The sequence below is a fragment of the Providencia sp. 2.29 genome (assembly GCF_015832305.1).
Classification (GTDB): domain Bacteria; phylum Pseudomonadota; class Gammaproteobacteria; order Enterobacterales; family Enterobacteriaceae; genus Providencia; species Providencia stuartii.
The window spans coordinates 4,061,356-4,087,380 of record NZ_CP065420.1 but is presented as its reverse complement, the minus strand read 5'-3'; the positions used below and the strand labels follow the sequence as shown (position 1 = coordinate 4,087,380).

Here is a 26,025-nt window from a genome sequence, read left to right as displayed (position 1 = left end):
TTTAATACAGCGTCCACCAGCTTATCACCTCACTTATTTCCTTTATCTTATTTTAATTTATCAGTGTTATCACTGAGGAGAGCCCCTATGTCTCGTTTAGCTTCTCGCTTTGGTGCGGCAAATAGCATTCGTCGTGACCGCCCGCTAACCATTGAAGAATTGTTCCGCACAGTACCTAGCGTATTTTCAGAAGAAAAACACGAATCCAGAAGTGAACGTTATACTTACATCCCAACTATTACCTTATTGGATAGTCTTCAAAAAGAAGGCTTTTACCCGTTCTTTGCTTGCCAGACTCGTGTACGTGATGCTAGTCGCCGAGAGCACACCAAGCATATGTTAAGACTTCGACGCCATGACCAAATTACAGGAAGCCAAGTGCCTGAAATCATCTTACTTAATAGCCATGATGGTTCAAGCAGTTATCAAATGTTACCGGGCTTTTTTCGCTATGTTTGTCAAAATGGGCTGGTTTGTGGCGATACCTTTGGGGAGGTCAGAGTCCCCCACCGAGGTCATGTTGTCGATAATGTCATTGAAGGGGCTTATGAAGTATTAGGCACCTTCGATACCATCGCTGAAAAACGTGAGCAAATGCAGTCCTTACTATTACCGCCACCAGCACAGCAGGCCTTGGCGCATGCGGCTTTAACCTATCGCTTTGGTGAGGAACATCAACCAATAACTGAAGCTCAAGTTTTACAACCTCGACGCGTTGAAGATAAAAAAGAAGACCTTTGGACGGTGTACCAACGTTTACAAGAAAATCTGATTAAAGGGGGATTATCAGGCCGTACTGCAAAAGGTAAACGCGCTCGCACTCGTTCAGTTAATGGGATTGATGGCGATATCAAACTCAATAAAGCCTTGTGGGTGATGGCGGATACCTTATTTAACCAACTCGCCCCTTGCCAACCCAACTAATTTTCCCGCCCTGACAGTTTGTGTCGTTACGCCTTACTTTCTTATTGTTCAAATAAAAAGCATAACGCTATTTATCAATGAATTACTTATAGTGATTTTTCACTAAAAAGCCCAATGAGAATTTTTCCCAACAGACATAACCTGTCAATCCCCTAAGTTAAACTCCCTCATTTCTTAATTTCCTAAAGTCTGTTATTGAGAGCAATACGTTATGTTTCAGACCAACCGAAAATATGAGCGCATGGCTGTGCGACTCTCTGTGTTGATTGCCCGCTTAATGGCAGGAGAAAGCCTTGTGCTCTCGCATTTAGTCCAAGAATTCAATGTTTCTGAGCGCACGTTACAACGGGATTTACGTGAACGCTTGGCTTATCTGGGTGTAGAAGGTCGGCAAGGTTGTTATCGCTTGCCCATCAATACGCTAAAAGCTTACCGAGACAAAGATGTTCTTACCTTTGTGAAACAGATTGGGATGACTCGCTTGTTTCCAGGGTTAGACAGCCGCTTACTCGGGTTACTGTTAACTCAGCAGCCTCATGCACCTTGTTTGATTTGGCATCACGCCCATAAGATTTCGGCTTTGCATGCTGACCATTTCTATCAATTGGTGTATGCCATTACCAGTAAGCAATCTATTAGCTTACTTACACCTGAGCGTCGATTTAATCCACTACAACCTTATCAACTGATTTACCGTGAAGGCCAGTGGTATTTATTAGCTGAATATCATCAGCAAGTGCATGTTTTGCTGTTAGAGGATATCCAGCAAGTTCAACCACTTAATACCCACTTCACACCGAAACACGTAGTGATGCAACTGTCACAACAAAACAATTTTATCGCGGCCTTACCGCATTTTCGATTGATATCACAAGTAGTTACCTCTCTTCTATCACACAAAGAAAGGAACCGACCATGACATTATTAACCCCACTAACATCGTATCCCACACATTGCCCTCACTGTTCTTCTGAGCAAGACATCATTGCATGGGGTACGGGTTGGATGTGCCGCGATTGCAATTTTGAATGGATAACGCCGATTAAAAATCAAGACACTATATCCAGTGAGATTAAGGAGAGACTGCAATTTCACGGTAAAGAAACATTCAGCTATTCATTAATTGAACACTTAATACGCTACACCTTAGAAAACTGAGCACCTATTAAGTTGTGCTTATCTTGCATCAATATTGACGTATCTAATAATATTGAAAGGAATTTTAAATGAAAAAATATTTAGCTCTTATTACATCCGCATCATTATGTCTTATCGCTTCGCAAGCTTTTGCCGCCAGCAAGCCGCCTAAAGATACAATTTGGGAATATAAAGGTGATGGAGGTAAAACTTTATGGCAAGTCTGTGGTAGCCAAAACAGTACCTGTAAAATTGTGGGTTCAACCAAACATTATGTTGCCGTACTGAACCGAAAATCTGCCTCTGGGTGTGCATTTGGTGATTTTTATATCGTAGCGAGAACTGAAGGTTTTTGGCAACAACGAGATACCGGCACGTGTAGTCCAAATGCTTATATTAAAAAGGGCTACATCAACAATGGTCAATACTCTACGGTGGACATTGGTGTCGGAGGAACGATTGTGGCTCAGTACCCCATCGGTTATTGGAGTCAGAAGAAAGAATTTTCAGGTAAAAATCGCCCTCGTTGGAAAGAGAAAAATAGAATGCAAGGCGGGTTACAAACTAACATGAAAGCTTATGAGGATATTCAAAAATATGGACGTATTCAAAAAGAGACATTAGAAGAAATGGAGCGAGAGAAACAAAATCGATAAATGTGGATACATGTTCATTAGTCTCCATTCTTTCATCGTCAAGCTTAAACCACCTCCTAAGGAGGTGGTGATTGACCCAGTGAGGCTAACCGAGGAGCGACAATACCAGATTTTGATGCTGCATGAAGATAACTTATAAAATTATATTGTTTCATCAGCATCACGATTACTTGTATTAGATAACCATCAGAAAAAGTAAGAATTTTATCTGTTGGTACATGTGTTGGTATAAATAAATTTATACTTTTATATTTTAATTTAGATCATGAGGTTAAGTATTATGTGCGAGTCCGGCCTTCGCACCATAAGAACATCAAGAGACGTCAACCGGCGTCTTTTTTTGTGCCTGAAATCCAGTATCCGCAAGGCTTTCCTCGCATTTTTAGTCAATGAATGTCAATCCAGGCCAACCCGTATTAGCCTCCTTGTGAGTATATCTGTCGCTTCGATAATATTTATTATGCATTATTGATGGCATTGCTAATGATAGTACATGCAGGCGCATCCTGTAGCGTAGGCACGTAGTTATCTATGTAACGCGAAATCATCTGAGATATCTCGTATATATACCCAGTCTGGGGGGAAGAGAACAAAAAATATGGCATTAACTGATACGAAAGTTCGTGCAGCTAAACCAGACGAGAAAGCTTACACACTGACAGACAGTGATGGCTTGTTTCTGTATATTCACCCCAATGGTTCTAAATACTGGCGTTTCCGTTTCCGTTTCCGTTTTCGCTTTGGCGGTAAACAACATTTGATGGCTTTTGGTGTATACCCTGAGATCTCTTTAGCAGATGCCAGAGAAAGAAGAGATGCAGCCAGAAAGCAAGTTACTTTAGGTATTTATCCACGCGAACACAAGAAAGAATTAAAGGAAGAGCAGCAAAAGGAATTCAATACCGTTGAGAAAGTTGCTCGTGATTGGCACGCGACCAATAAAAAGTGGTCATAAGGCCATCCTTATCTTGTGATGTGTTTTGTTTTAATATTTCCTATGCTAGTGTTCTGCTTTAATAAAACAAGACACTTTAATAATGGAATATAATCCAATTATTGAGGTGTAAAATGAAAAAACGAACAAACAGAATTTATACTACTGAGTTTAAGCAAGAGGCGGTCGCATCAGTCACCGAGCCAGGCTATAGCGTGCCAAAAGCGGCAGCTTCTTTAGGGATCACCGATAAATTATTTTATAACTGGAAAGCAAAATTCGACGCTGAGCAATCGGGTAACAGCTTGAATTCAGATGATAGAGCTGAGCTATTAATTAAGGCTTCGAAAGGAAATTAAAGAACTTAGGATGGAGAAAGAAATCCTAAAAAAGCCAGCGCCCTCCTGCTAAAGGAAACCAAGTAGCGTTTAAAACGATTAAGCAATTATCTTCACAGTTTCCCGTGCTGAAGCTCTGCAATTTAATGAAAACAAGTCGTTCTGCCTATTACGCTTGGCTCAAACTTACTTCTTATCGGCATTACTTCAATTACATTAACTTTGGCCCCAATATGGATGGGCAATTTCATGGTGTTATCACTTGATTTTGCTACAAATTTTGAGTGGAAAACCTCAGCATATTGTGGGCAGAGGAAAATAAGTAATCCTAAAGAAAGATATTTTGGTTTTCATGCTGATAAGTATACTGTCTATTATTCTGATAGAAATGGAAAATGGGGGTTTGAAGAAATAAGATGTATAAAGAATCAAAACGGCGATGATTCTTTTATCAAGTTATCTATAGATGAAAACCCTATGCCTAAGTGGTTCAATGATGCAGAAAAAGATTAAAAGTAGATCACTTATACAATACAAGTTAATGTTGCCTTGTAAGGCATACTAAAGTTAATGATGTTGGTGAGCTCACCAGCATCACGATTAATGGGGAGTGGACAGATCGTCTGTAACCTAATCAGAATAACATTACATCTATAAAAATACATTGATGTTTGATTTTGAATCAAAAGTAAGATAAAAGAATATTAATCTATTTATATGATAAAGGTCAAATTATGACACCGGAAGAAAAGGAATTATACGGCTCGATGATCGATTCAGTCGTTAAAGATGTCGAGGATATCGCAAATACGGCTTATCTAGGCGGTAAAAGGTCTATTCGTAGAACCTCTCATATGTTTTTACATCGGGAAGATTTGGGCGATCAATACGATGAGATCCATGATGCAGTATATGAAAAATATGGTAAAAAAACTAAAGAAGAAGATGAGCGAATTTTAAGTTTAATTTGGGAGATTGTTAAGAATCCTGATATTATTATAGATGCCGTTGAAATAATTATTAATGATTTAATGGACTCATCTTCTGAAGAAAGAAAGAAGAAAATAAAAATTTATGCTGAAGCTACAAAGAATATGACTAACTCATTAATACAAAAACAAATGGTTAAGAAGATGTTAGTATATACGATTGCTTATATAATAGCCCAAAAGATAATCAAAGATATCACGAAGAATGCCTTAGTGAAAAGATTTATTACTTGGCAACTGTCGGCTTTAACAACATATGGTCTTTTTGAACAAATGGTTAAAGCATCTGATAGATTGAAAATTAAATATCCAAGGTTATATTTAAAATTAAAATCTAATAATCTAGATCTTACTTATTTTTTTATTTAGCCTCATATGGGATCATTAATTGAATCTTACTATTATGGTGATAGTTCAGTATTTACGGATGAATTAATTCTTAAGCATTTAGATGGATTAATTAGTGATGAAGAATAAAATAATTAGTGTTTTTAAAAATTCGATTGCATTTTTGTATAGACAATTTAGTGATCTTATCCATATAGCTATTACAGCAGTGCTATGTTATTTATGCTTTCTTTTTTCACCCACTCTGCCAATAGCAATAATAGGATGTGTTGTTATTATAATCGTTATGTTCTTACTTAGTATGTTTGTTTTTCCTTAAACAAATAAAAAAGTAGTAGTGTAGAAATACTACTACTTAAGGTCTATTAAAAAATATTATTCTCTTTAATACTATAACCAGATGTGCCCGCCATGTGATGGGTGCATGTAATATCTGAATAATTAACCGAGATTAGTTCTTCGGGCTGGCTCATGTTGTGGGTTAAACTATGTGGATAACGTGTTGAAAAATCAACTATTTGTGCCCCTTGAATAAGGATTGAATAATATTTTTCTTGTTTCCCATCCTGCGAAGTCCGATAAAAATCAAATATTAGTTTGAGTACTTCATTATTTGATATGGCACTAAGAATCAATGATGATGATTTATCTATAAGTTTTATAAAGTCTATTGGTAAATGATTGACATTTTGGTGTCTAGTAATGGAGTTTTTAAATTCCAAAATAAAAATTTGATCTTCTTTTCCTACTTGGCTCTTGTTCCCGATAGAGTCTATTGAAGAACATCCTCTGGAGATAAGACCTTGTTTGTTGCCTTCCATAGTAAGGTAATCCCCCCGTTTTTAACCGAGGTTATAAGTAGAATCAGGTCATTCGTTGTAGATGTTGCATTGGGGTATAGCCATTCAACGCCATGTTCGGCCGTTCGTGATTATAAAACCATTGCCACCGTGTAGCATAGTCTTGTCATTCATCCAGTGATGAAAACAAGTATTGCCCTAACCACTCATAGCGGACTGTCCGATTATAACGCTCAATGTAAGCATTTTGCTGCGGATTACCTGGCTGGATAAAGTTTATTTTGATATCTTGCAGATTAGCCCATGATATCAATATATTACTGGTGTACTCTGGCCCATTATCACAGCGTATGGAAACCGGTTTTCCTTTCCACTCAATAAGTTGCTCTAGTACTCTTACAACCCGACTCGCCGGCAGGGAAAAATCCACTTCAATAGCTAATGCTTCACGATTAAAATCATCGATGATATTCAATAAACGGACTGAGCGCCCATCCGACAGTTGATCATGCATAAAGTCCATTGACCAACATTCATTGCTCGTTTCGGGTACCGTCAGTGGCTCGGGCTTATCCCGTTTTAGGCGTTTCTTCGGCTTTATTCGCCTGTTCAGTGACAACGCACAATAAATTCGGTAAACCCTTTTGTGGTTAAATCTTAAGTTTTTTACGTTTCGAAGGTATAAAAAGCACAAGCCAAATCCCCAGTTGCGCTGGCTATCAGTGATGCGTATCAGCCAGTCAGCTATTGCTTCATTTTCTTTACTCAGTTTAGCTTGATAACGATAGCAACTTTCGCTCACTACAAATAACTGGCAGGCAAAACGTACGCTGATATTCCGTATTTTGACAGCTTCTTGCGCCATCCGCTTTCGATGCGATGGCTTCACCACTTTTTTGCCATAGCTTCCTGAATGATCTCAGCTTTCAACCTTTCTTCTGCATACTTTACATTATCATCTCTTTTGATGATGTTTTGGGCTAAATTTTCTAAAAATGAGGTGTTTTTATGTGCTGCTTTATTAATTCTTATTTTTGTATATTTATCTTTTATAGTAGCACCGTTTTTTTTATTGTACAAAAATAGAAGTAAAATAAGAAACAGTTTTTTTCTTCCTTTGAACTCTGCGATAAATTTAAATATAAAGAGTGAGGCTTTGATTGATCAGAAATACATCCAAAAGCTAGCTTCTTTAGAGAAGGTAGAGTTAGAGTTGGGTTTGATGGAGATAAAACATGAAAAAAATTTCTTAGAAAAAAGAATGTTACTTATAATAGGTCCTATTGATAAGTTAGGAATATTACCGGGAATCATCTCTGCTTTTGCTACGGTTACAACGTTAGATTCAACAAATGGTTGGCTTATAGGAGCTACATATGGGTATATGGTTTTAGTTATTTCAGCATTATTTTTCTATGAGCTAATAATGCGTTATAATAGAATGATTGAATTGACAGAATTAGTTATTTCGAAAAAGAGGTAAGATAACACCTTTTTAATTAAGGAAAGTTGAATATTTTTAGAATTAAACAATTTTTATGCTTATGAGATAATATATGAACTGCTATTTTTACCATTTTTTACCATGATGAAAACTGATAGTTTAATTAACTACTGTAAGGTTTCAATACTCCCTTGGTAACAGCTTTTCCAATTTGTTGGAAGATGGTAATTGTTATAATCGTTAAAGTATTCTGTAAGCTTATCCAATACAGCGTGTTAATAGTCTTCTTTCATTCAGTATAAGCCTATTCGCAGTCAACTAAACTATTACCGATGCGATATGTGATTAGCTTTGAACAGTTCAAACCGCTTTTGCTGAGTGGAGTTATACCATGGTAATCCCCCCGAAAAATCGGTGTATTAATAAGTAGAATTTTCTCGTAATCTGAACTGAGGAGATCTCTATGAAAAAAGCACGTTTTACCGATAGCCAAATTATCACCATCCTTAAGCAAGCTGAGGCGGGAACGCCTGTTTCTGAACTGTGCCGCGAACATGGTATGAGCAACGCCAGTTTTTATAAGTGGCGCTCACGCTTTGGTGGGATGGATGCTTCCATGATGACCCGCTTGAAAGAACTGGAAGAGGAAAATCGCCGCCTCAAAAAAATGTATGCAGAAGAAAGGTTGAAAGCTGAGATCATTCAGGAAGCTATGGCAAAAAAGTGGTGAAGCCATCGCATCGAAAGCGGATGGCGCAAGAAGCTGTCAAAATACGGAATATCAGCGTACGTTTTGCCTACCAGTTATTTGTAGTGAGCGAAAGTTGCTATCGTTATCAAGCTAAACTGAGTAAAGAAAATGAAGCAATAGCTGACTGGCTGATACGCATCACTGATAGCCAGCGCAACTGGGGATTTGGCTTGTGCTTTTTATACCTTCGAAACATAAAAAACTTAAGATTTAACCACAAAAGGGTTTACCGAATTTATTGTGCGTTGTCACTGAACATGCGAATAAAACCGAAGAAACGCCTAAAACGGGATAAGCCCGAGCCACTGACGGTACCCGAAACGAGCAATGAATGTTGGTCAATGGACTTTATGCATGATCAACTGTCGGATGGGCGCTCAGTCCGTTTATTGAATATCATCGATGATTTTAATCGTGAAGCATTAGCTATTGAAGTGGATTTTTCCCTGCCGGCGAGTCGGGTTGTAAGAGTACTAGAGCAACTTATTGAGTGGAAAGGAAAACCGGTTTGCATACGCTGTGATAATGGGCCAGAATACACCAGTAATATATTGATATCATGGGCTAATCTGCAAGATATCAAAATAAACTTTATCCAGCCAGGTAATCCGCAGCAAAATGCTTACATTGAGCGTTATAATCGGACAGTCCGCTATGAGTGGTTAGGGCAATACTTGTTTTCATCACTGGATGAATTACAAGACTATGCTACACGGTGGCAATGGTTTTATAATCACGAACGGCCGAACATGGCGTTGAATGGCTATACCCCAATGCAACATCAACAACGAATGACCTGATTCTACTTATAACCTCGGTTAAAAACGGGGGGATTACCCCATTACTAGTCTTAATGATAATATTACGCTGTAATAATTGACTTTAATTGAGATAACTTCGTGATTTTAGTTAATCACCTAGGTGGAAGTATGAATATGTCTACCAATCTTAAAATAAGGCAATTATAATTAGATTGTCTATCCTAACATTTGCCGCTTTCCATTCTAGGAGGATCTGAATCCACTTTCGAACACATGTTCTTACATGTTATCTGGCTAATAGGGTGTCGATTTTAATTATGGGTATTTGAGTGAATAACGCTCAGTACCTTAGATGGTTATCACAATATAAGGTGTCATGCATAATATCTAATGCCTACTAGGTATCTGATATTTTTTCACATTGAGCTGAACAATAAAAACAACTCTTATTGTTTGAAAACTTGTTCACGATGCCAATTAATAAATATATCTTTTGGGTATTCCATCGTATCTTTAGGCAAATAGATTAATTTACCTGCAAAATTCCAGAATAACTTTTCTACCATCTGGTTACCATTAACCCCTTTAGAGACCAGTAATTTCATATTCTCATCAAGGCCGATAGCGCCCATATCAAAAGCGGAATGATGCAGTGAACATAAAGCAATCCCATTATTAATCGTGCATGGACCACCAAACTGTTTCCACTTAATATGAGCGGCTTCTAAACCAACAACAGCACTATCATAACGTAAATTGTAACCGCATATAGCACATTGATAATTGTAAGCTCGTAAAATATTTTGCCTAAACGCGGGGTCTCGGGCCTTGCGGATTTCATGGAGTGGAAAGTCGAGACGGCTAGCGATAATATCTTGTACATTTTCAGGAAAATGCTCATTTAAAATCTGTTGGGCTAACTTATCTATCAAAGTAGGCCTTTTTAGAAGAAGTTGGTAGCTTTCTTCATTAAACCCGCCAAATATATTTTGCTGAATTAACTCATTTTTAGAGGGCTGCTTATTCCCTTTTTTCAGTTCGTATTCTTCTGTATTTTGTAAATCCCAAAAACCATCCCGTTTTAATCGCCAAAAAGGCATATTTGGATAGTATTCTCGGCGATATGGGCCAAAACTAATAAGCAATTCTAATAGCTGTTGGTGAATTTCATTTCCATAATTAAATAGACGGGGATGCCCCTTTCGATATTCTGAAAGTACCAATAAAAGCAATAGCGGCTTATGAGGGGCTCTTTGATCGCCTTTACGCCATATCGTCAAGTTAGAAATATCATTCTGTAGCGCACTGGAAGTATACATAGTTATTTTATTTTCAGCAGATTAGAGTTATTACCATTTATTTGGGCAAACAGATGCAGCAGCTTACAGCTAGTTTCCATCTATTTACCTTATTTTGCAAATTCGCTATAGAAAAATGGTTTGTAAGACGACAAAAATTTAGTTTGACGATATTTGTATGGATTATTGGTAATCGCCAAATCGTTTTAAGAAAATAAGCAAAGAAAAACAACGGATTATACGGAAAATTAAGTCAGCTGATAAGCATTGACAACGTTTTCAGAATTCAAAAATTCCAGTGTAAATATTGTGTAAGGTCGTAGAAGCTAATAATAATTGTAAAATTAACTGATAGGTCAGAACTAACCAACATTCTGTGGTTAGCAAGTAAGATACTCGTGTGCGGGTAACGTGTTTAGCGTCATATTAAACGAAGCAAACATATTTTTTCGAGTATTGTTGTGAAAGTTTCAATTTTCCATTCGTTGTCTATACATATCCATTACTCAACGTCCTTAACTTATCTGTATATCAGCAAAAATAGATAAAACGTTATTCATCATCATTGAAGCTAGTGGAAGATAAATCCCCCTATACCACGATAAGAATCCCCTTATTTAATTTAACTTTAGGTCATGCCTATAATGAGAAATTCTTTGGTGGTAGTTCTGATATATGGGGCAATAGATGGAACGCAAAGGACTGTTTTTATCTTGTATTATCAGCGGGGTACTATTGCTATCTGGCTGTCACAGCTTACTCAATAACTACTATGCTGATACCCTCCCTAAAACAGAAGGACAAGTGGTTCTTGCAGGGTTAAAAGCCCCCACTACTGTACGTTATAACCAAATGGGCGTTCCTTTAATCAAAGGGCAAAACCTTGAAGACGTTTATTTAACATGGGGTTATATTCATGCATCAGAACGCATTAGCCATATGGAGCTGATGCGCCTCACGGCAGAAGGTCGTTTAGCAGAATACCTGGGCGAACCGGCCGTTGGCATTGATAGTTTTATGCGCAAAATGGGTTTTCGTGAAGCGACGACTATTTTATATCGAAATGTCAGTCCACAAAATCGTCGTTATCTTGAAGCTTATGCCAATGGTGTCAATCTTTGGTTAGATAATCATCAAGATAAACTACCAATGGATTTATCAGCGGCAGATTATGTTGTTCCGAAATGGCGCCCCGATGATGCAATTTTAATTCTATCTCTCGCTAATTTCGGCTTGGCGGGAAACCTGCATGAAGAGATTGATAGCTTAATCGTTGCTCAGCAGTTGGGGGCTGATATGCTACCTTGGCTATTTCCAACTTATCCTGATGAGCCTCTTCCTCACCAAGAAGCAAAGAAATTGCAAGGGCTAAATTTAGAACCGTTTAAACAAGACATCGACCAGTTAACACTTGCTAGCCAATCTCTAAAAAATATTCATTTACATGATGTTATGGCATCCAATAACTGGGCTGTAACCGCAGATCTCACACAACACAATGGTACATTACTGGCTAATGATACCCACCTTCCAATCGGCTTACCTTCTTTATGGAGTTTTATTCAGATTGAAACTCCTGAGCTATCTATGGCTGGTGCGGCGATCTCAGGGATCCCCGCGATTGTATTAGGTGCAGCCCCTGATCTGGCGTGGGGATATACCATGGTGATGGCGGATAATCAGGATCTATTTTTGGAGCAGATCAGAGAAACGGACAATGGATTTGAATATCTCTATCAACAGCAATGGTATCCGGTAAAGCAAACTCAAACCGTGTTTCATGTAAAAGGTCGCCCCGATAGAGTCGAAAATGTCTATCATACGCAACATGGTGTGTTGCTAAATGAGTCGCTGAAAGAGCGCAGTTATTTGCTGCAACCCCTTGAGGTCAGAACGCAATACGGGATCGCCTTTAGTAGCCTACTGCCCGCTACCGATGATATTAGTATCGATGCGTTAATGGATCTACCTAAACAAAAGAGTGTTTCCCAAGCCATTAAATTAGCAAAAGAAATTAGCGTGATCTCCGTTAATATGCTGTTCGCCGATAAGCAACAAATTGGCTGGCAATTAACGGGAAGTTATCCATTGCGCAAAAAAGGGCTTGGGTTATTTCCCTCTCCGGCATGGGAAGGGGAATATGATTGGATCGGCAGGGTGTCTAATCAGCATTATCCAACCTCAATTAAAACTCGAAAAGGTTGGTTGGCGACTGCAAATCAGCGAGTTGTAGAGAAGGGCTATCCTGTTAATTTTTCTCAAACATGGGCGCACCCAGAACGTTTTGAACGAATTTCAGCGCTATTGAATGCAACGGATCGACATAATTTAGATAGCATGCAGCAGATGCAGTATGATCAATTCGACCCTATGGTGACGAAGTTACAGGTTTATCTCAGAGACCCTGCATTACAAAACGCGATCGCTCAACTCCCACAATCAGAACAACAACAAGCGAGGCTAGCTCAACAACGCTTGTTGGCATTTGATGGTTACCTGCATGCCGATAGTGCTGGTGCGGCGCTGTATAACTTATTTTTAGCTCAGTTCAGCCAACAATTATTTGCAGATCGCTTCGTCGATTCACCGCAGGCGTGGAAGGCGTTTGTTGAAAGCTCCAAATCTTATTCAGCGCAAGCTGAGCATCTGCTTTGGCAAGATGACAAAAGTGCCAATGCGAGTCCTTTTTGGCAAAAATCGGACCCGGCTCGTAGCGGTAAAGCGAAAATCATTGCCTATTCATTAGCACTGGCTAACCAACAAGGTGAAAAGCAATTTGGCAAAAATTATTCACGTTGGCAGTGGGGGAAATTACACCGCTATCAATGGAATAGCTTGTCATCACAAATGGCGGAATATCTTCCAAAAGAACAACGCAGGACGATTGATCGACTCGATAGCTATTTGAATCGAGGCCCTTATCCAGCGGGTGGAAATCTCAATACGGTCAATATTTCCAGCTATAGTATGGGCGATAATTTTGATACTTTGTTGATCCCTGCAATGCGCTTAATTGTTGATTTCAGCCAACAAGATCCAGTATGGGTAATGAATAATGCGGGGCAGTCTGCCAATCCTGCAAGTCGTCATTATGCCGATAATATTGAGGATTGGTTGAAAGGAAAATATCAAAACCTTCCTTTTAGTCCGGAAGGGCAATCCCAGTGGTACAGCGATAACGTGTTGCAGTTTGTGCCTCGCTCACTTTCAACACAGGCGCATTAATACCGATGATCTCTAATAAATTATTCCAACGTTTTGCACCGATTGACCCAAATGTTTCTGAACAATTGGATATGTTAAGGGGATTTTGTACCGCGACAGTATTATTTGGGCATGCATATTTAGTCTTTTTATATCCAGTATGGCCTATCGTGATGCTGCCGCTATATTTATTTGGTCATAGCTGTGTCATGGCTTTTTTTGCGTTAAGTGGTTTTTTGATTTGTAAGTCGGTTAGCTACAATATTCAACGAAATACTTACTTTAAAGTAAGGCGCTATGCAACTTCACGGTTAAATCGTATTTTGCCGCCTTTTTATTTAGGCTGTTTTGTCTTACTACTTTTATATTTTATCTCTCCCTATTTTTTTGCTAGTGGTAGCCGTGACATTAATATTATTAGCGATACGATGACTCAGGCGAGAATGGCGCTGGATGTTAAGAGCTTTGTGGGAGTATTGTTGTTTATCAACGGCTTTATTACAGATACTCCACCAAGTAACTTTGCATTTTGGTCATTACCATTTGAGGTTTGGTTCTATACACTGTTTGCCTTATTTATGATGCCTAATCAGCGTTGGTGTACGATTATCGGTATTCTATTATTACTCACTCTTAGTGTATTGAATTATACTTTTTTCTTGTATGCCTTAATTTGGTGTTGTGGTGTGATTGCTGCACTGCTTCATAATCACCAGTATCAATTAAAACGAAAAACGCTCATTACCAGTTTTAGCTTGATTGCTTTAACACTATTGACATTAGCTGTGGTTGGCGTTTTTTATTTTCCATTCAGTTTCGACAAGCAAAAATATTTGTTGGCGTTGTATGGCACTTTGTGTGGCATTAGTTTCTGCTATTTATTTTATTTGATGAGTTTTCACCGCGTTCGTTTTTATTTACCTGGTAAACAATTAACGCCGAGCTCTTATACGATCTATATTCTGCATTTCCCTTTGCTAATCTTTGCTTATGGGATTGTGCAACCTTATGTGTATCAGAATTTGTGGGTATTATTTATCACTACGTTTTTGATCGCGTTGGGGATCATGTTTATTGGGTTGTTCGTTGGACGATATGTGGAAAGATTGAAGGTGCTACATTAAGTTGTGGCTTTGTTATCGCGTAAAAAAATATCCACTCTCCCTAAAATGAGTCAGTGATAATGAAGTCAGTCATGGTATTTCAATTAAGCAAGGAGGCTTTTTCGCTCATCTCCGATAAGTCGGTTAACACGATATGATTTTGACTCTGATACTGGAGGAGTTTTCCCTTTTAGTATATGTTTACTGACTAAACTGACACGATTACTTAAAGGTTGATTTAAACCATGATCCGAGTGTTAACAGCGAAAAACTACCAAAAAATGCCATGGAAAAATGGGCAAGGTTTTACTTTAGAAATTGCGCGTAGTCACGGTGTAGGATTAACCGATTTTGATTGGCGAGTTTCTATTGCCGATGTGAAAGCGGCTGGAGCCTTTTCTTATTTTCCGAGTAGGAAACGGATTATTGGTGTATTAGATGGCGGAGAAGGGCTAACCTTGCAGGTGGATAAAAATTCTCCTGTAACACTCCGTCAAAAACAATTTTTTGCATTTCATGGTGAAAGTGATGTGTATGCTGAGCTATTAGGTGAGGCTATTCGCGATTTCAATCTTATCTATAACCCTGATAAGTACATCGCTCGTCTGCAATGGTTCAATACACACAATGTGACGCAGTGGATAAGTGATGCTGACAGGGTATTAATATTTAATGCTAGTGGCGAGCTTGGCGTTACTATTGGTTTGAACTCGCATACTTTAAAAGAATTTGAAACATTATTGGTGGAAAATGATGGAAATTCTTTGCAATATAACCTTGTCACTCAACCAAAGAGTGACTTTTGCCTGATTGAATTATTTGCTAAGTAAAGTTACTGCCAACAATAAAATCGCTGTTATTTGTCGTTTACTAATAACAGCGGTAAATTAATACTATTTTTCATCCTCATCTTATAGCGTAATCTACTTTATTTTTATAAAAAATACTCTGTAAATTTTTAATCAAGGATAAACTAATCAAATTAGTTCATTATCAGAATATGACGAGTGAATATTTTTGATTGAGTATGATAATAAAAATATCAAAATAGATTAAAAAGGTCATAAAACGTAGGGTTAAGCTATATATAGTTGTGGTAGGATCAAGGTTTATCCATAATTGAGCTGTGTTGTATTTATAGAATATTAATTAATTGAATATATTATGTTTTTTATTTGTAACTCATAAGATAGGGATATTGTCATTATTGGATGAGTTTAACCGTTTTGTCATTAAATTGACACGCTACTGCCATTGTTCTAGCTTAGGTTTGCAATAGCTAAACTAGGAGACAATTAAGATGTTTAGTTTGGATGCTTTGCTACAAGATGTATTCCCAGACCGAGCGCCTCCCGCTTGGAAACGGAATTTACTAAAGTTCCTGCTATTTGAAAAAGAATTTAAACAATTTTCTGAAAATTATCCTCACCTAAAAGGTTTAGATCTGGTTGAGCAAATCGTCGAGTACTTTAATATTCGTTGTGAGTTAGTTGATGGCGATTTAGAAAATATTCCCTCTCAAGGTCCTCTTGTATTAGTTGCTAATCACCCGATAGGCTCTTTGGATGGTTTAGCAATATTACGTACGGTCGCGACAATTCGCCCAGATGTTAAAATCGTAGCAAATCAGTTTTTGAATTATATTGAGCCACTGAGTAGCTTATTTGTTCCTGTTGATAATATGGGGAATCGCACTAGCCGCAAACAAATTGAGGCAATGCAAGAGCATTTAAATAAGCAAGGGGCTTTGATTTTATTTCCTGCTGGTGAAGTTTCCCGATTAAGTGCGAAAGGGATCCGGGATGGTCATTGGCATACTGGTTTTTTACGTTTAGCGGCCAAAGCTCGTGCGCCAATTGTACCTATTCACGTTACTGGTCGTAATAGCCCTCTATTTTATTTAACCTCATTAATATACCGTCCATTATCGACATTATTGCTCGTACGAGAAATGTTTAAGCAGCGTGATGGCAGAATAAAAATTCGAATTGGTGGCCGTATCCCATTTACTCATTGGCATGATGGGCATACTCGATCGCATGATCTCGCAGAACGTTTTCGCCGCCATGTTTATCTTCTTGGGCAAGGAAAAAAAGGGCTTTTTACCAGTGAATCTGCCATTGCATTACCGGAAGATCGCTTAGAATTGAAAAAAGCATTGATGGCGTGTGAGCGGTTAGGCACAGCCCCAGATGGTAAGGCGATTTTTCTGTATCGTAGAAAAGATGAGGATAGAACGCCTATCTTACGTGAATTAGGTCGATTACGTGAAATTGCTTTTCGTGCTGTCGGTGAGGGTTCAGGAAGGCGGCGCGACTTAGATAGCTATGATGATGACTATTATCATCTCGTTTTATGGGATGAAGATGCATTAGAAATTGTTGGCGCTTATCGATTTATTCCTACTGCCGAGCAGTTGAAGAAAAAGGGCATCGAAAGTATCTACAGTTATACGTTATTTCATTACGATAAAGAGATGCTACCGATACTTGAGCAAGGGATTGAATTAGGCCGTAGTTTTATTCAACCTACTTATTGGGGTAAGCGTGGTCTTGACTATCTTTGGTTAGGTATTGGCGCTTATCTTGCAAAATACCCGCAATATCGTTACTTATTTGGGCCTGTTTCGATATCGGGTACGATGCCAATTGCCGCTCGTGATCTATTAATTACGTTTTATCGCCTCTATTTCTCAGCGGATCATTCGTTGGCACAGTCTCGCCAGCCGTATCCTGCCTCATTACCACAGGTATTAGCACAGTTTTCAGGGAATAATTATCACGAAGATTTAGTTAAGCTAAAAAGTCTGTTGAATAATATTGGCTGTTCGATTCCAACCTTATATAAGCAATACACCGAGCTATGTGAGCCGGGTGGCGTACAGTTTATTGATTTTGGAACCGACCCTGCTTTCAACAATTGTATTGATGGCTTGGTATTGGTGGATTTGACGAAGTTGAAACCTTCTCGTTATCAGCGGTATGTAGCGGTTCACCAAGATAACCAAACGTAATCTAAGTTATTATGCAAAGAAAAAACGCCGTATGGCATACGGCGTTTGTATCGATTATCTAAAGCAGATCTCAGCCCAACGGGTGAGGCCAGCGGTGACTGAGCCAAAATCATTGCCTCGGACAATAGGAATATTGGGTAATTCTTGTTTTATGGCCTGACATAGGACGGGGGATTGGGCAGAGCCTCCTGTCATAAATATCGCGTTTGGTTGCACACCACCTTGTGTCACGGCTTCTTTAACCAGCTCTATCATTTTACTTTTTGGTGATTCGATAGCCTCTACCATCTGGTCACGGTGAATATTAATTTCGAGAGTCTCATTCATTAATTCAATATGAGCCAAGTAATTTTCACTGTCTGATAAAGCAATTTTCGCTTCTTCAGCGCGGCGCACTAAGCGATAGCCAAGGGTTTCATTATAAACCTCAATAAGACGCAGCAATTTTTCAGGCTCTTGTGCCTCTTGGCGTAATCGATTGAGCGCTGTTAAATTCTGTTTTGCATAAAATTCTTTTTGTGCTTCCACATTATTAATCGCGATAGGATTCCAAAACTGGCTTATCGGCATTTTAATTCCAGATACTGTTTGGCTGCTCATACCAAATGAGTCCATTAATTGTTTTAAAGCCAAATAAATATCAAGGTCGTTACCTCCAATACGTTGACCGGTGTGAGCTAATAGACTTGCTGTTCGGTCGGTTTTACCTTGATAACTTGGCCCCATATTGATCAGTGAACAGTCGGTTGTGCCTCCACCGATATCGACAACTAATATAGTTTGGTCTTGCGTTAAAGCCGCTTCATATTCAAGCCCAGCGGCAACTGGCTCAAATTGAAAGGCAATATTTTTAAACCCAGCGCGTTTTGCGGCTTTAATAAGAATAGCTTCAGCTTGCTGATTAGCTAATTCACCACCACGGCCATGAAAGTTAATTGGGCGGCCAATGACAGTATCAGTAATTGTGTGTTGTAAATGCAGTTCGGCTTTTTGTTTAATATTCGCCATCATGGCGCACACTAAATCTTCAAAGAAACTGAGTTGCACTTCGTGAAGGCCTGAAGCACCAAGAAAGGATTTTGGTGACTTGACATAATAGACATCGCGAGGATCTTTTAGGTATAGCTCTAATGCTGCTTGGCCAAAAACAATATCCTCAGGAAGTAGTTCAATCCCTTCTTCACGGTTATATGCGATGGAACGCCTCAGTATTTGTTCGCCCACTTCATCTGACGGTAATATATTAAGATGACGGAATAAATGTTCAGAAACAGATTCTCGAGTTGGCGCGCAAAGGGTTGACGGAATATAAGCACTATCACCTTCTAATGGTAACAGTGTAGGCTTTCCCTTATCCATAATTGCGACCGCGCAGTTTGATGTTCCGTAGTCAAAACCAATAAACATTTTGCCCCCAATGCTTTAATTACTCGCCGAAAAGGCGGCAAACTTTACCGGAAGCGCTGGCGAATTACCACTACTAAAATGACATTGCAAATATGAATATAGTCGCAATCGTGTTATTTAAAGCGTGGAGTAATATTGGTGCAATTAATGAGCGAGTGCTGATCCTTACATGGCATAAAATAGCGCCCATTATAAAGATAGTAATAAGGGTATTTACAGATTGATACTGTGAGTGTATTGAAGCAAATAAAAATGAAGAAGCGATAATGGCTATCCATTTTCCAGCCGTGCCATACCACATGCCCGCATTAAGTAAAAAGCCTCTAAATATAATTTCTTCGCTAATCGGGGCTGCGATAATAATCGTTATTACATAGAGAAAAAAGGCAAAGCCAGTCATGTGACTGATACTTTCAAGCCACTCTTCTTGTGCTCCCAATAGCATATTGAGAAATATTAAGCCAAATATAGCCAAGATGGGGAGTTTTAATTCATTTAAATTGGTTTTACCGATAGGCATAAGTTTGAAGCTATTTTGGTAAAAAAACCAACAAACTAAGGCGCAAGGCAACAGTAATAGCAATGATATAGCGGGGATAGCATATTGGGATTGCAGTAACAAAAGTGCATTAGGCATCAACAGTATAATGAATGAAGAAAAAAACCAAGCGACAAATGCTCCGATGCAAATGAGTAAATGAGTGAGGCGGCTTTTAGGTGGATTCATATAAGTATATCCTTTTTTAATAACAACGTTAAATTCCTTAATTTCACTTAGTTAATATACAAAAATTTTAGATAAATTCATCTATTAAATGCATTGTATAGCAATTAGTTAGCGCCTCTATGAGTGAGTAATAAAAAGTCATACCAAAGAAAAATAGAGGAATGAGTAAATTTAACGAAGTTATCTCAAATATTTATTTTAGCGAATGCCAATATAGGGTAGCTTAATGGAAAATCATTAAACATTCGCAAACTGGAGCTTATGGATGCTAATTGTAGAGATGTTAAGTACCGGAGATGAGGTACTGCATGGGCAAATTATTGATACTAACGCAGCTTGGTTATCTGATTGCTTTTTTCAAGAAGGCTTCCCACTGAGTGGGCGAACGACAGTTGGTGATAATCTGAACGACCTAGTACACACTTTACAAGCGCGAAGTCAACATGCAGATATTCTGATCGTTAATGGTGGACTAGGACCAACTCGTGATGATTTAAGTACTTTGGCGGCAGCAACGGCTGCTGGGGTGCCCTTAGTTGAGCATGCTGAATGGATTACGGTTATGGAACGCTATTTTGCTTCCAGAGAATGGGTAATGCCAGAAACGAATCGTAAGCAAGCGCTGTTACCGGAAGGTGCCGAATTGGTGGATAACCCGATTGGTACGGCATGTGGTTTTGCCATGGAGCTCAATGGTTGTTGGTTATTTTTTACGTCTGGCGTACCTTCAGAGTTTAAAGTGATGGTACATGATCAAATTTTGCCAAGATTACGCCAACGATATCCATTGAACGAACCCCCGTTATGCCTACGTTTAGCCAGTTTTGGACGAAGTGAGAGTAGTTTAGCTAAGCAATTTGATTCACTCGCTCTTCCGGAAGGCTGTGTACTTGGATACCGCTCCTCTATGCCTATTATTGAATTGAAACTCACAGGGCCTGCAACATTGAAAGAGGAAATGTTAGCGCAATGGCAAGTGATCAAAGAAGGTGTTGGTGAAAATGTAGTTTTTGAGGGTATTGAAGGCTTACCTAGCGTGATATGCCGTGAGTTAAATGAAAAACAGCTTAGGATTGCTATTTGTGAAGAGTTTAGCGCAGGTTTACTCAATTGGACTTTAAATGCAGTATCGGCCCCACTCAATGGCTGTAAAGTGATAAACCAACAAGAAGACCAGAGTTTATTAGCACTGATAGGCCATGCTAGTGAGGTCGCTAAACAAGAAAAAGCACATATTGGTTTAGCGGTTGGAGGCGCTAACGATGGCTGTCTATCATTAGCATTATATACATCCGAAAAAAGCTATGCCCAGCGTGTACGTTATATGCCAAGTAATCACAGTACTAAGGTCAAACAAGATGTCAGTGTGATGTTAATGTTGGATATGTTGCAACGTTGGCTCAAGGGGCGCGACGTTTTTGGCCAATATGAGTGGTTAGCGCAATCAGAGACATTAGTTCGTTAATATTACAATCTTCGCTGTGTTTGATATGTCAAAACACAGCGTTTTTTAATCACACATAATCATCATCGATTAGTGGGTTTACCTAGGGTTTTTATATTATATTTCAAATATTGGTATTTTTACTTAATAAACATAAGGGTATTCATTTTATTTAAGTTTCGGGGGCGAGAAATAAGAATTTTTAAGATGAATTTAAATGGTTAGAAAAATCGATTTTGCTAAATAAACGCATAATTATTAAATTGGAGTGACTGTTTTAATGCTGACAAATTATTTTATGTTATAGGGTTATGATATGAGAAATATACACATCTTCCTTCCATTTTAAATGAGGCGTATTACGCATAAGGCATTATGAATATTTTAAAATAGCGGGTAATTAAGTAGGAAATAAACAAGGGTTACGATAATAGATATTATTTGGTATTTCCTTAGATAGTAGACTAGGATATGAAAGTATCGAGTGGGATGGACTAGAGAAAGTGGTAACTAGCTCGGTGTTTATTAAATACTGCTCCAGTATGGGTTGAAGGTTATTAGTAAGGATATAATCGAAGTGGATACTCCCATGATGGTAAAATGCTTATTTATGCGGGCTAGGAACGAGTTCAGTCTCCCCGCTGTAACGGATTAAAAAGGAATAATGAATTAGAACATGATATCTGCCAGTGTTTACCAAAATTGAGCGATCTGATCATTATTAATTTAACACTGACTCAAGCTTAGACAGTGATTTTTAACCATGGGTGACTTAAAAAATTTAAATTAACGAGGAATAATCCATTGAGTCTACTCACTGCGATTAACTGGCATTATTTTTTGGTGTATTAACAATGAAACGTACAAATGGTGTTTGGTATAAATTGGTTTTAAATTCCCCTTATTTACCAGACCGGCCTTAGATTTGAAAGATAGTACTTAATTTTATTATCAAAGTGCATTCCATTTATTTTTATATTACCTATTTGGAATTATTTCATGTTTATATCACAGCATCATTGTAGTATCGCTAAATTCGCTATTCTATCTACTGTTTTTGCAGGAGCAGTAGTGTGTCAGTCTGTTGCACAAGCACAGCGTACACCCGTTGAAATTATTCATGATATGGGCGTGCAATTAATTAACGGTGATGGCGTTCCGGTCGATTTAATTAAAGGCCGTTATTATATCCATCAATCAGCTATACGAGGATATCCCCTCGGGCAGCTTCATCTAGGGATTTTATTTTATTTTGGTGATGGCGGCGTACAAAATACCGCTTGCGCGCAATGGTGGTTAGAAAAAGCATTACAGGCGGAAGGGGAAGTGCATGACATTGCAAAGGATTTTCTTTCTGACATTCAAAAAGAAACTGCAATGTCATCGTCTCGTGTGCTCATGACAGTGCCAGATCAAAAGCTGTGTCAGCAGTTACCTAAAATAGCAAATGACCATATTGGAGTGCATCCCTTTAAGTTAGAGCCAAAGCCAGAATCGAAAATTGATCTTGTATTACTGCAAAAGGCTATCATTTCAGTGCCCATATTTGACCCTACTATCCAATCGTTAAAAAGGAACCAATTTCAGACAAAAATTGCAGCTATTCCTAGCTTAAGCCATGTTATTCGTAGCAGTATTGAAATCTATGATGACGCACTGAATGGCTTATCAAAGAAATGGATATTACTTTCACGCCATATTTTAAATAATCAGGTGTCAGTAGAACAAATAAATCCGGTTGGTATTGTTTATCACTCCCCTGAAAAAACAGAACAAGTTACATCGGCTATCCCGTTATCACCTGAGCAACAAGGTGAGCTTGCCAAACATGCAACTGTACCAATGGCTCCATCAATAGAAGGATCAGCAAACGTTAAAGAGAAAGTTGCTGATTCATTGAATTCTGAAATTTCTGAAAAAAGGGTTGATACAAAGCTAACTCAGTTGGCGTCTACGCTATCTAATTTGCCTAAGGATGGAATATTCCATTTTAGAATTGAACTGAAGGAAACCGTGGTTAAAGAGGAGGCGGCATCTGGAATGGAGAAAACGGTTGAAGTAGCCAAGAAGCCTTCGTCAGACATGAAACCTATGTATAATTTAGGAGGCGATCCTCGCACTGCATCCCCTCGGCATTACACATTGCAGATTGGTAGTGCCAGTTCACCAGCTGGTCTCTATGAACATGCGCGCCGCCATAAATTGTCAAATTATTTAGTGTATGAAACCGTTCGTCATGGTCGCCAATGGTATGTATTGGTTTATGGTGAATTCTCTAATATAGCTTCTGCAAAACGAGCATTGAAAAATTTACCCTCGGCAATTCAACGTGATAAGCCGTGGGTACGTAGTTTACGGCATGTTCAATCAGAACTTCATTAATGTATCGTGGGGCCTTAGGGGAGGTAATTAATCAATGGGGAGAGCAGACCGTATCTTTGTTATGGCATGCTGTAGTGAGACTTCCCCAGCCACGATAGCAACCAAACGTGAGTCGTTAAATAATGCGATTGAAGGCACCGATTTAATACCATACATCGGTGCTAGAGTAGGTGATTGAGCGATGTCAACGATGCCAAAATTAATGGCTGAGCTATCCAAATATAGAGGGAGTTGCTCAAAGATCGGTTGCATATTTTTACAAGGCTGGCACCAAGAGGCAGAAAAATAAATAATAGCTATCTGCCCTTGTTGTTCTGGATTAAAAAGCGCTTCTGTAAAACTTTGTTGATCGAGGTGTTTTATTATTGGCATAGTGTGAGCCATTATTTAATCATCACTTGGCAAATCGAAAATATGTTCATGAAGGTTATCAACAATGGTATTTGGCAAACAAGAGATAGAAGTAAGTAATTTATCTTTTTGATATACATCCACATGAGCGATATGCTTTGAGTCTAAATAGGAAGAGGAAACGGTATAGGTATAGTCGCCATTTCGAAAATCAACCTCATAGATTTTTCCATTGAATCTATCTCCCTTAGGGGTGAGATAACGTGCAGCTAATTGTTCAGGCTTTCTTACCATAGTGATATCAGGTTTTTGATTAAGTTTGCCGAATTGATAAATGTACTGACCATTTGCTAGGCTGATATTAACCTTTTTTTGGTTTTTATTCACACACTGGAATACTGTGACTGTGTGGGTATTGGCAAGGCCGATTGGGGAAAATAGGCTAGCCGATAGGATACAAAGCAGTATATGACGATAATTGGTCATAGTGATTTCCTAATGCACTTGTTATTTAACACCATATCTTACATGGCTATTTATGAAAGAATGAACCGAATATAGTGGTTATTTTCGATATATCACATAAGAGAATCAATCAACGGATACAGCACCTTTGGATTACACCATCGATAGAAACTCAAGCTTAGTAAAATTAACAAACTAAGAAGTGATAGCTTAATAACCGCTCATGGAGAGAAGAAAAAGGATGATGCTATCACTTTGATGAAGTATTATGTTTTTTGAGCTTTTTTCCTTTTTACAATTTGATTACGTCTTTTCCATTTACGCATCTCTGTTTCGGAGTTGAATTTTTTGTATTTTCATACGCCATTATCTTATAAAGCATTGAGTGTTTTTAAGACGTAACCATATTTTGGGATTTAAAAAAGAAATGTTAAAAACAAACCCAAAGGAATAGGAATTTTCAGGGTGACTGGGTGATTGTGCCTGAGCATGGCTTTGATGAGCTTTGGTTGGGAGCGGCGGGCTGTTTTAGTCAATTAACTCATTTTTTAATATAATGGTCATGGCGAGGGTAAACAGGCAGTACCCATATCGTATATACAATGTTTAACGGTACCTAAAATGGCATGCAGAGATTAAATCTCAGGAAAAAGGACCAATAGATATAAAAGCCAGCAATCAAAATACATAAATAGCGTATTTTCTTATTTCTAATTATAAATAATGGCACTAGCAACGGTAAAATAACCAACATTGGCTCTAGTGTATATCTTCCTCCCATGGGTAACTGACATAAGTTTGTTATTTCACTCTCCCCAATCATCCATTCATAATCAGATATAGAAAAAACCGTTATCATCATGCATAAGAAAAACATATAAATGATAATTATTGTATTATATATGTATTTCATATAAATCAGATTCCTATAATCCCTTTTATGTAAAACACTACAAGTTTCTCATGTAGCGTTTTATCGCTTCTTCACTTTCATTTAGCCATTTTTACTTGGCGAGAGCCAAGAAGAGTCTATGGAGCAGGGCGGCTGCTCTATGAACAGCCTAATGCGGTGACCAATATTAGTTGGCCACGGTATGATTGTTATTTAATTACCACTCCCGTGTTGCAATCAGCTCCTCCGGATCTGCATCTAAAAAGCCGTATGCCCGAGCAATCAGGTAAAATGATTCGCCGATAGCATCACGGGCAACCGTTTCAATCTCACTGCCCGCCTCTTCAAAGGCATCTTGCAAATCGTTAAATTCTTCCGTTGACTGCTGTGTCAGCACATACAACTCCGCCAGTCCGTTCGGTGGATTGTTTTCCAGTGCCTCACACAATCGCAGAAGAATGGCCTCACCCTGCTTCACCAGATGATCAGGAAAATAGCTGTCATCATACATTTCACCTAATAAACGGAGCTTCAAAACGTCTGGGTTGGTTACGGGCATTTTTATTCCTTTTGAAAGCGTTATCCTAAAAACAAATTAATGCGGAGATATATTGTAGTGGCACACTGAATGAGAAGCGAGTTGACCAATTGAATAAC

The 26,025-nt window shown here is 38.5% G+C and carries 23 protein-coding genes and 2 pseudogenes; 16 read left to right on the top strand and 9 right to left on the bottom strand.

What is annotated here, in order from left to right:
- The first annotated feature begins 87 nt into the window (after positions 1–87).
- The 8 genes and pseudogenes from I3B46_RS19335 to I3B46_RS19300 all read left to right on the top strand — a co-directional run bounded on the left by I3B46_RS19335 (position 88) and on the right by I3B46_RS19300 (position 5,347).
- Positions 88–924: a DUF932 domain-containing protein gene (locus I3B46_RS19335; protein ID WP_116672727.1), complete on the top strand. Its 837-nt coding sequence runs from the start codon at positions 88–90 to the stop codon at positions 922–924.
- 211 nt (positions 925–1,135) lie between these two features.
- The gene (locus tag I3B46_RS22575) at positions 1,136–1,843 is read left to right on the top strand and encodes a WYL domain-containing protein (protein WP_116672728.1); all 708 of its coding nucleotides are present in this window, start codon (positions 1,136–1,138) and stop codon (positions 1,841–1,843) included.
- The gene (locus I3B46_RS22570) at positions 1,840–2,082 is read left to right on the top strand and encodes a hypothetical protein (protein ID WP_121875334.1); all 243 of its coding nucleotides are present in this window, start codon (positions 1,840–1,842) and stop codon (positions 2,080–2,082) included. Before I3B46_RS22575 ends, I3B46_RS22570 begins: the two co-directional genes overlap by 4 nt.
- Before the next feature lie 68 nt (positions 2,083–2,150).
- Positions 2,151–2,717 carry a hypothetical protein gene (locus I3B46_RS19320; RefSeq protein WP_015422297.1) on the top strand — a complete coding sequence of 189 codons (567 nt, stop codon included), beginning with the start codon at positions 2,151–2,153 and terminating at the stop codon, positions 2,715–2,717.
- Positions 2,718–3,315: 598 nt separating this feature from the next.
- Positions 3,316–3,669 (top strand): annotated as a pseudogene (locus I3B46_RS19315) (Arm DNA-binding domain-containing protein); the annotation flags it as partial.
- A 116-nt stretch (positions 3,670–3,785) separates the two neighbouring features.
- On the top strand, positions 3,786–4,010 hold the full coding sequence (locus I3B46_RS19310; RefSeq protein WP_072197236.1) for a transposase: 225 nt from the start codon (positions 3,786–3,788) through the stop codon (positions 4,008–4,010).
- Positions 4,011–4,238: 228 nt separating this feature from the next.
- Positions 4,239–4,502 (top strand): hypothetical protein, encoded by a 264-nt coding sequence (locus I3B46_RS19305; RefSeq protein WP_052038336.1) that lies wholly within the window; start codon positions 4,239–4,241, stop codon positions 4,500–4,502.
- Positions 4,503–4,723: 221 nt separating this feature from the next.
- On the top strand, positions 4,724–5,347 hold the full coding sequence (locus I3B46_RS19300) for a hypothetical protein (RefSeq protein ID WP_060561465.1): 624 nt from the start codon (positions 4,724–4,726) through the stop codon (positions 5,345–5,347).
- A 344-nt stretch (positions 5,348–5,691) separates the two neighbouring features.
- Here the strand turns inward: I3B46_RS19300 and I3B46_RS19295 are convergent, their stop codons facing one another.
- Both I3B46_RS19295 and I3B46_RS19290 read right to left on the bottom strand, forming a co-directional pair.
- Positions 5,692–6,147 (bottom strand): Hcp family type VI secretion system effector, encoded by a 456-nt coding sequence (locus I3B46_RS19295; protein WP_163762199.1) that lies wholly within the window; start codon positions 6,145–6,147, stop codon positions 5,692–5,694.
- A 43-nt stretch (positions 6,148–6,190) separates the two neighbouring features.
- Positions 6,191–7,071, bottom strand: a pseudogene (locus I3B46_RS19290) (IS3 family transposase); the annotation flags it as partial.
- On the opposite strand from I3B46_RS19290, the gene I3B46_RS19285 reads away from it, so the two are divergent.
- Together I3B46_RS19285 and I3B46_RS19280 are read left to right on the top strand one after the other, a co-directional pair.
- On the top strand, positions 7,040–7,609 hold the full coding sequence (locus I3B46_RS19285; protein WP_163761873.1) for a hypothetical protein: 570 nt from the start codon (positions 7,040–7,042) through the stop codon (positions 7,607–7,609). The pseudogene I3B46_RS19290 and the gene I3B46_RS19285 overlap by 32 nt on opposite strands.
- A gap of 424 nt (positions 7,610–8,033) precedes the next feature.
- A protein-coding gene (locus I3B46_RS19280; protein ID WP_104873193.1) for an IS3 family transposase occupies positions 8,034–9,121 on the top strand; the annotation gives its coding sequence in 2 pieces (ribosomal slippage) (positions 8,034–8,286 and positions 8,286–9,121; 1,089 coding nt in all).
- Positions 9,122–9,528: 407 nt separating this feature from the next.
- On the opposite strand, the gene I3B46_RS19275 is transcribed toward I3B46_RS19280, so the two are convergent.
- Positions 9,529–10,401 (bottom strand): phosphorothioated DNA-binding restriction endonuclease, encoded by an 873-nt coding sequence (locus I3B46_RS19275; RefSeq protein WP_036942803.1) that lies wholly within the window; start codon positions 10,399–10,401, stop codon positions 9,529–9,531.
- A 666-nt stretch (positions 10,402–11,067) separates the two neighbouring features.
- Between I3B46_RS19275 and I3B46_RS19270 the strand changes: the two genes are divergently transcribed.
- The 4 genes from I3B46_RS19270 to I3B46_RS19255 all read left to right on the top strand — a co-directional run bounded on the left by I3B46_RS19270 (position 11,068) and on the right by I3B46_RS19255 (position 17,700).
- Positions 11,068–13,605: a penicillin acylase family protein gene (locus I3B46_RS19270; RefSeq protein ID WP_104873194.1), complete on the top strand. Its 2,538-nt coding sequence runs from the start codon at positions 11,068–11,070 to the stop codon at positions 13,603–13,605.
- Between the two features lie 5 nt (positions 13,606–13,610).
- Positions 13,611–14,708, top strand: coding sequence for an acyltransferase family protein (locus I3B46_RS19265; protein ID WP_014657389.1), 1,098 nt, complete (start codon positions 13,611–13,613; stop codon positions 14,706–14,708).
- Between the two features lie 224 nt (positions 14,709–14,932).
- Positions 14,933–15,517, top strand: coding sequence for a HutD/Ves family protein (locus I3B46_RS19260; protein WP_014657390.1), 585 nt, complete (start codon positions 14,933–14,935; stop codon positions 15,515–15,517).
- 470 nt (positions 15,518–15,987) lie between these two features.
- A complete protein-coding gene (locus I3B46_RS19255) occupies positions 15,988–17,700 on the top strand; it encodes a lysophospholipid acyltransferase family protein (protein WP_004917422.1) in 1,713 nt (570 codons plus the stop codon).
- 54 nt (positions 17,701–17,754) lie between these two features.
- On the opposite strand, the gene yegD is transcribed toward I3B46_RS19255, so the two are convergent.
- Positions 17,755–19,107, bottom strand: a complete 1,353-nt coding sequence (gene yegD / locus I3B46_RS19250; protein WP_004917421.1) for a molecular chaperone — start codon at positions 19,105–19,107, stop codon at positions 17,755–17,757.
- 73 nt (positions 19,108–19,180) lie between these two features.
- Positions 19,181–19,834, bottom strand: coding sequence for a CPBP family intramembrane glutamic endopeptidase (locus I3B46_RS19245; protein WP_004917420.1), 654 nt, complete (start codon positions 19,832–19,834; stop codon positions 19,181–19,183).
- A 265-nt stretch (positions 19,835–20,099) separates the two neighbouring features.
- On the opposite strand from I3B46_RS19245, the gene I3B46_RS19240 reads away from it, so the two are divergent.
- Positions 20,100–21,299 carry a nicotinamide mononucleotide deamidase-related protein YfaY gene (locus I3B46_RS19240; RefSeq protein ID WP_104873195.1) on the top strand — a complete coding sequence of 400 codons (1,200 nt, stop codon included), beginning with the start codon at positions 20,100–20,102 and terminating at the stop codon, positions 21,297–21,299.
- A gap of 978 nt (positions 21,300–22,277) precedes the next feature.
- A complete protein-coding gene (locus I3B46_RS19235) occupies positions 22,278–23,660 on the top strand; it encodes an SPOR domain-containing protein (protein WP_014657394.1) in 1,383 nt (460 codons plus the stop codon).
- Positions 23,661–23,687: 27 nt separating this feature from the next.
- On the opposite strand, the gene I3B46_RS19230 is transcribed toward I3B46_RS19235, so the two are convergent.
- From I3B46_RS19230 to I3B46_RS19215, 4 genes are all read right to left on the bottom strand, one after another.
- Positions 23,688–24,032: a thioredoxin family protein gene (locus I3B46_RS19230; RefSeq protein WP_223854657.1), complete on the bottom strand. Its 345-nt coding sequence runs from the start codon at positions 24,030–24,032 to the stop codon at positions 23,688–23,690.
- A gap of 15 nt (positions 24,033–24,047) precedes the next feature.
- Complete coding sequence (locus I3B46_RS19225) at positions 24,048–24,497, bottom strand: hypothetical protein (RefSeq protein WP_014657395.1); 450 nt, start codon at positions 24,495–24,497, stop codon at positions 24,048–24,050.
- A gap of 595 nt (positions 24,498–25,092) precedes the next feature.
- On the bottom strand, positions 25,093–25,389 hold the full coding sequence (locus tag I3B46_RS19220) for a DUF2645 family protein (RefSeq protein WP_014657396.1): 297 nt from the start codon (positions 25,387–25,389) through the stop codon (positions 25,093–25,095).
- Between the two features lie 196 nt (positions 25,390–25,585).
- The gene (locus I3B46_RS19215) at positions 25,586–25,927 is read right to left on the bottom strand and encodes a DUF5713 family protein (RefSeq protein ID WP_004917407.1); all 342 of its coding nucleotides are present in this window, start codon (positions 25,925–25,927) and stop codon (positions 25,586–25,588) included.
- Positions 25,928–26,025 lie beyond the last annotated feature (98 nt).

Bases quoted from the DNA above. Each gene is read 5' to 3' on its own strand.
- I3B46_RS19300 (WP_060561465.1), top strand. From the start codon at position 4,724: ATGACACCGGAAGAAAAGGAATTATACGGCTCGATGATCGATTCAGTC.
- I3B46_RS19320 (WP_015422297.1), top strand. From the start codon at position 2,151: ATGAAAAAATATTTAGCTCTTATTACATCCGCATCATTATGTCTTATC.
- I3B46_RS19225 (WP_014657395.1), bottom strand. From the start codon at position 24,497: ATGACCAATTATCGTCATATACTGCTTTGTATCCTATCGGCTAGCCTA.
- I3B46_RS19240 (WP_104873195.1), top strand. From the start codon at position 20,100: ATGCTAATTGTAGAGATGTTAAGTACCGGAGATGAGGTACTGCATGGG.
- I3B46_RS19285 (WP_163761873.1), top strand. From the start codon at position 7,040: ATGATCTCAGCTTTCAACCTTTCTTCTGCATACTTTACATTATCATCT.
- I3B46_RS19305 (WP_052038336.1), top strand. From the start codon at position 4,239: ATGGTGTTATCACTTGATTTTGCTACAAATTTTGAGTGGAAAACCTCA.
- I3B46_RS19275 (WP_036942803.1), bottom strand. From the start codon at position 10,401: ATGTATACTTCCAGTGCGCTACAGAATGATATTTCTAACTTGACGATA.
- I3B46_RS22570 (WP_121875334.1), top strand. From the start codon at position 1,840: ATGACATTATTAACCCCACTAACATCGTATCCCACACATTGCCCTCAC.
- I3B46_RS19215 (WP_004917407.1), bottom strand. From the start codon at position 25,927: ATGCCCGTAACCAACCCAGACGTTTTGAAGCTCCGTTTATTAGGTGAA.
- I3B46_RS19230 (WP_223854657.1), bottom strand. From the start codon at position 24,032: ATGCCAATAATAAAACACCTCGATCAACAAAGTTTTACAGAAGCGCTT.
- I3B46_RS22575 (WP_116672728.1), top strand. From the start codon at position 1,136: ATGTTTCAGACCAACCGAAAATATGAGCGCATGGCTGTGCGACTCTCT.
- I3B46_RS19295 (WP_163762199.1), bottom strand. From the start codon at position 6,147: ATGGAAGGCAACAAACAAGGTCTTATCTCCAGAGGATGTTCTTCAATA.
- I3B46_RS19270 (WP_104873194.1), top strand. From the start codon at position 11,068: ATGGAACGCAAAGGACTGTTTTTATCTTGTATTATCAGCGGGGTACTA.
- yegD (WP_004917421.1), bottom strand. From the start codon at position 19,107: ATGTTTATTGGTTTTGACTACGGAACATCAAACTGCGCGGTCGCAATT.
- I3B46_RS19265 (WP_014657389.1), top strand. From the start codon at position 13,611: ATGATCTCTAATAAATTATTCCAACGTTTTGCACCGATTGACCCAAAT.
- I3B46_RS19235 (WP_014657394.1), top strand. From the start codon at position 22,278: ATGTTTATATCACAGCATCATTGTAGTATCGCTAAATTCGCTATTCTA.
- I3B46_RS19255 (WP_004917422.1), top strand. From the start codon at position 15,988: ATGTTTAGTTTGGATGCTTTGCTACAAGATGTATTCCCAGACCGAGCG.
- I3B46_RS19260 (WP_014657390.1), top strand. From the start codon at position 14,933: ATGATCCGAGTGTTAACAGCGAAAAACTACCAAAAAATGCCATGGAAA.
- I3B46_RS19335 (WP_116672727.1), top strand. From the start codon at position 88: ATGTCTCGTTTAGCTTCTCGCTTTGGTGCGGCAAATAGCATTCGTCGT.
- I3B46_RS19310 (WP_072197236.1), top strand. From the start codon at position 3,786: ATGAAAAAACGAACAAACAGAATTTATACTACTGAGTTTAAGCAAGAG.
- I3B46_RS19220 (WP_014657396.1), bottom strand. From the start codon at position 25,389: ATGAAATACATATATAATACAATAATTATCATTTATATGTTTTTCTTA.
- I3B46_RS19245 (WP_004917420.1), bottom strand. From the start codon at position 19,834: ATGAATCCACCTAAAAGCCGCCTCACTCATTTACTCATTTGCATCGGA.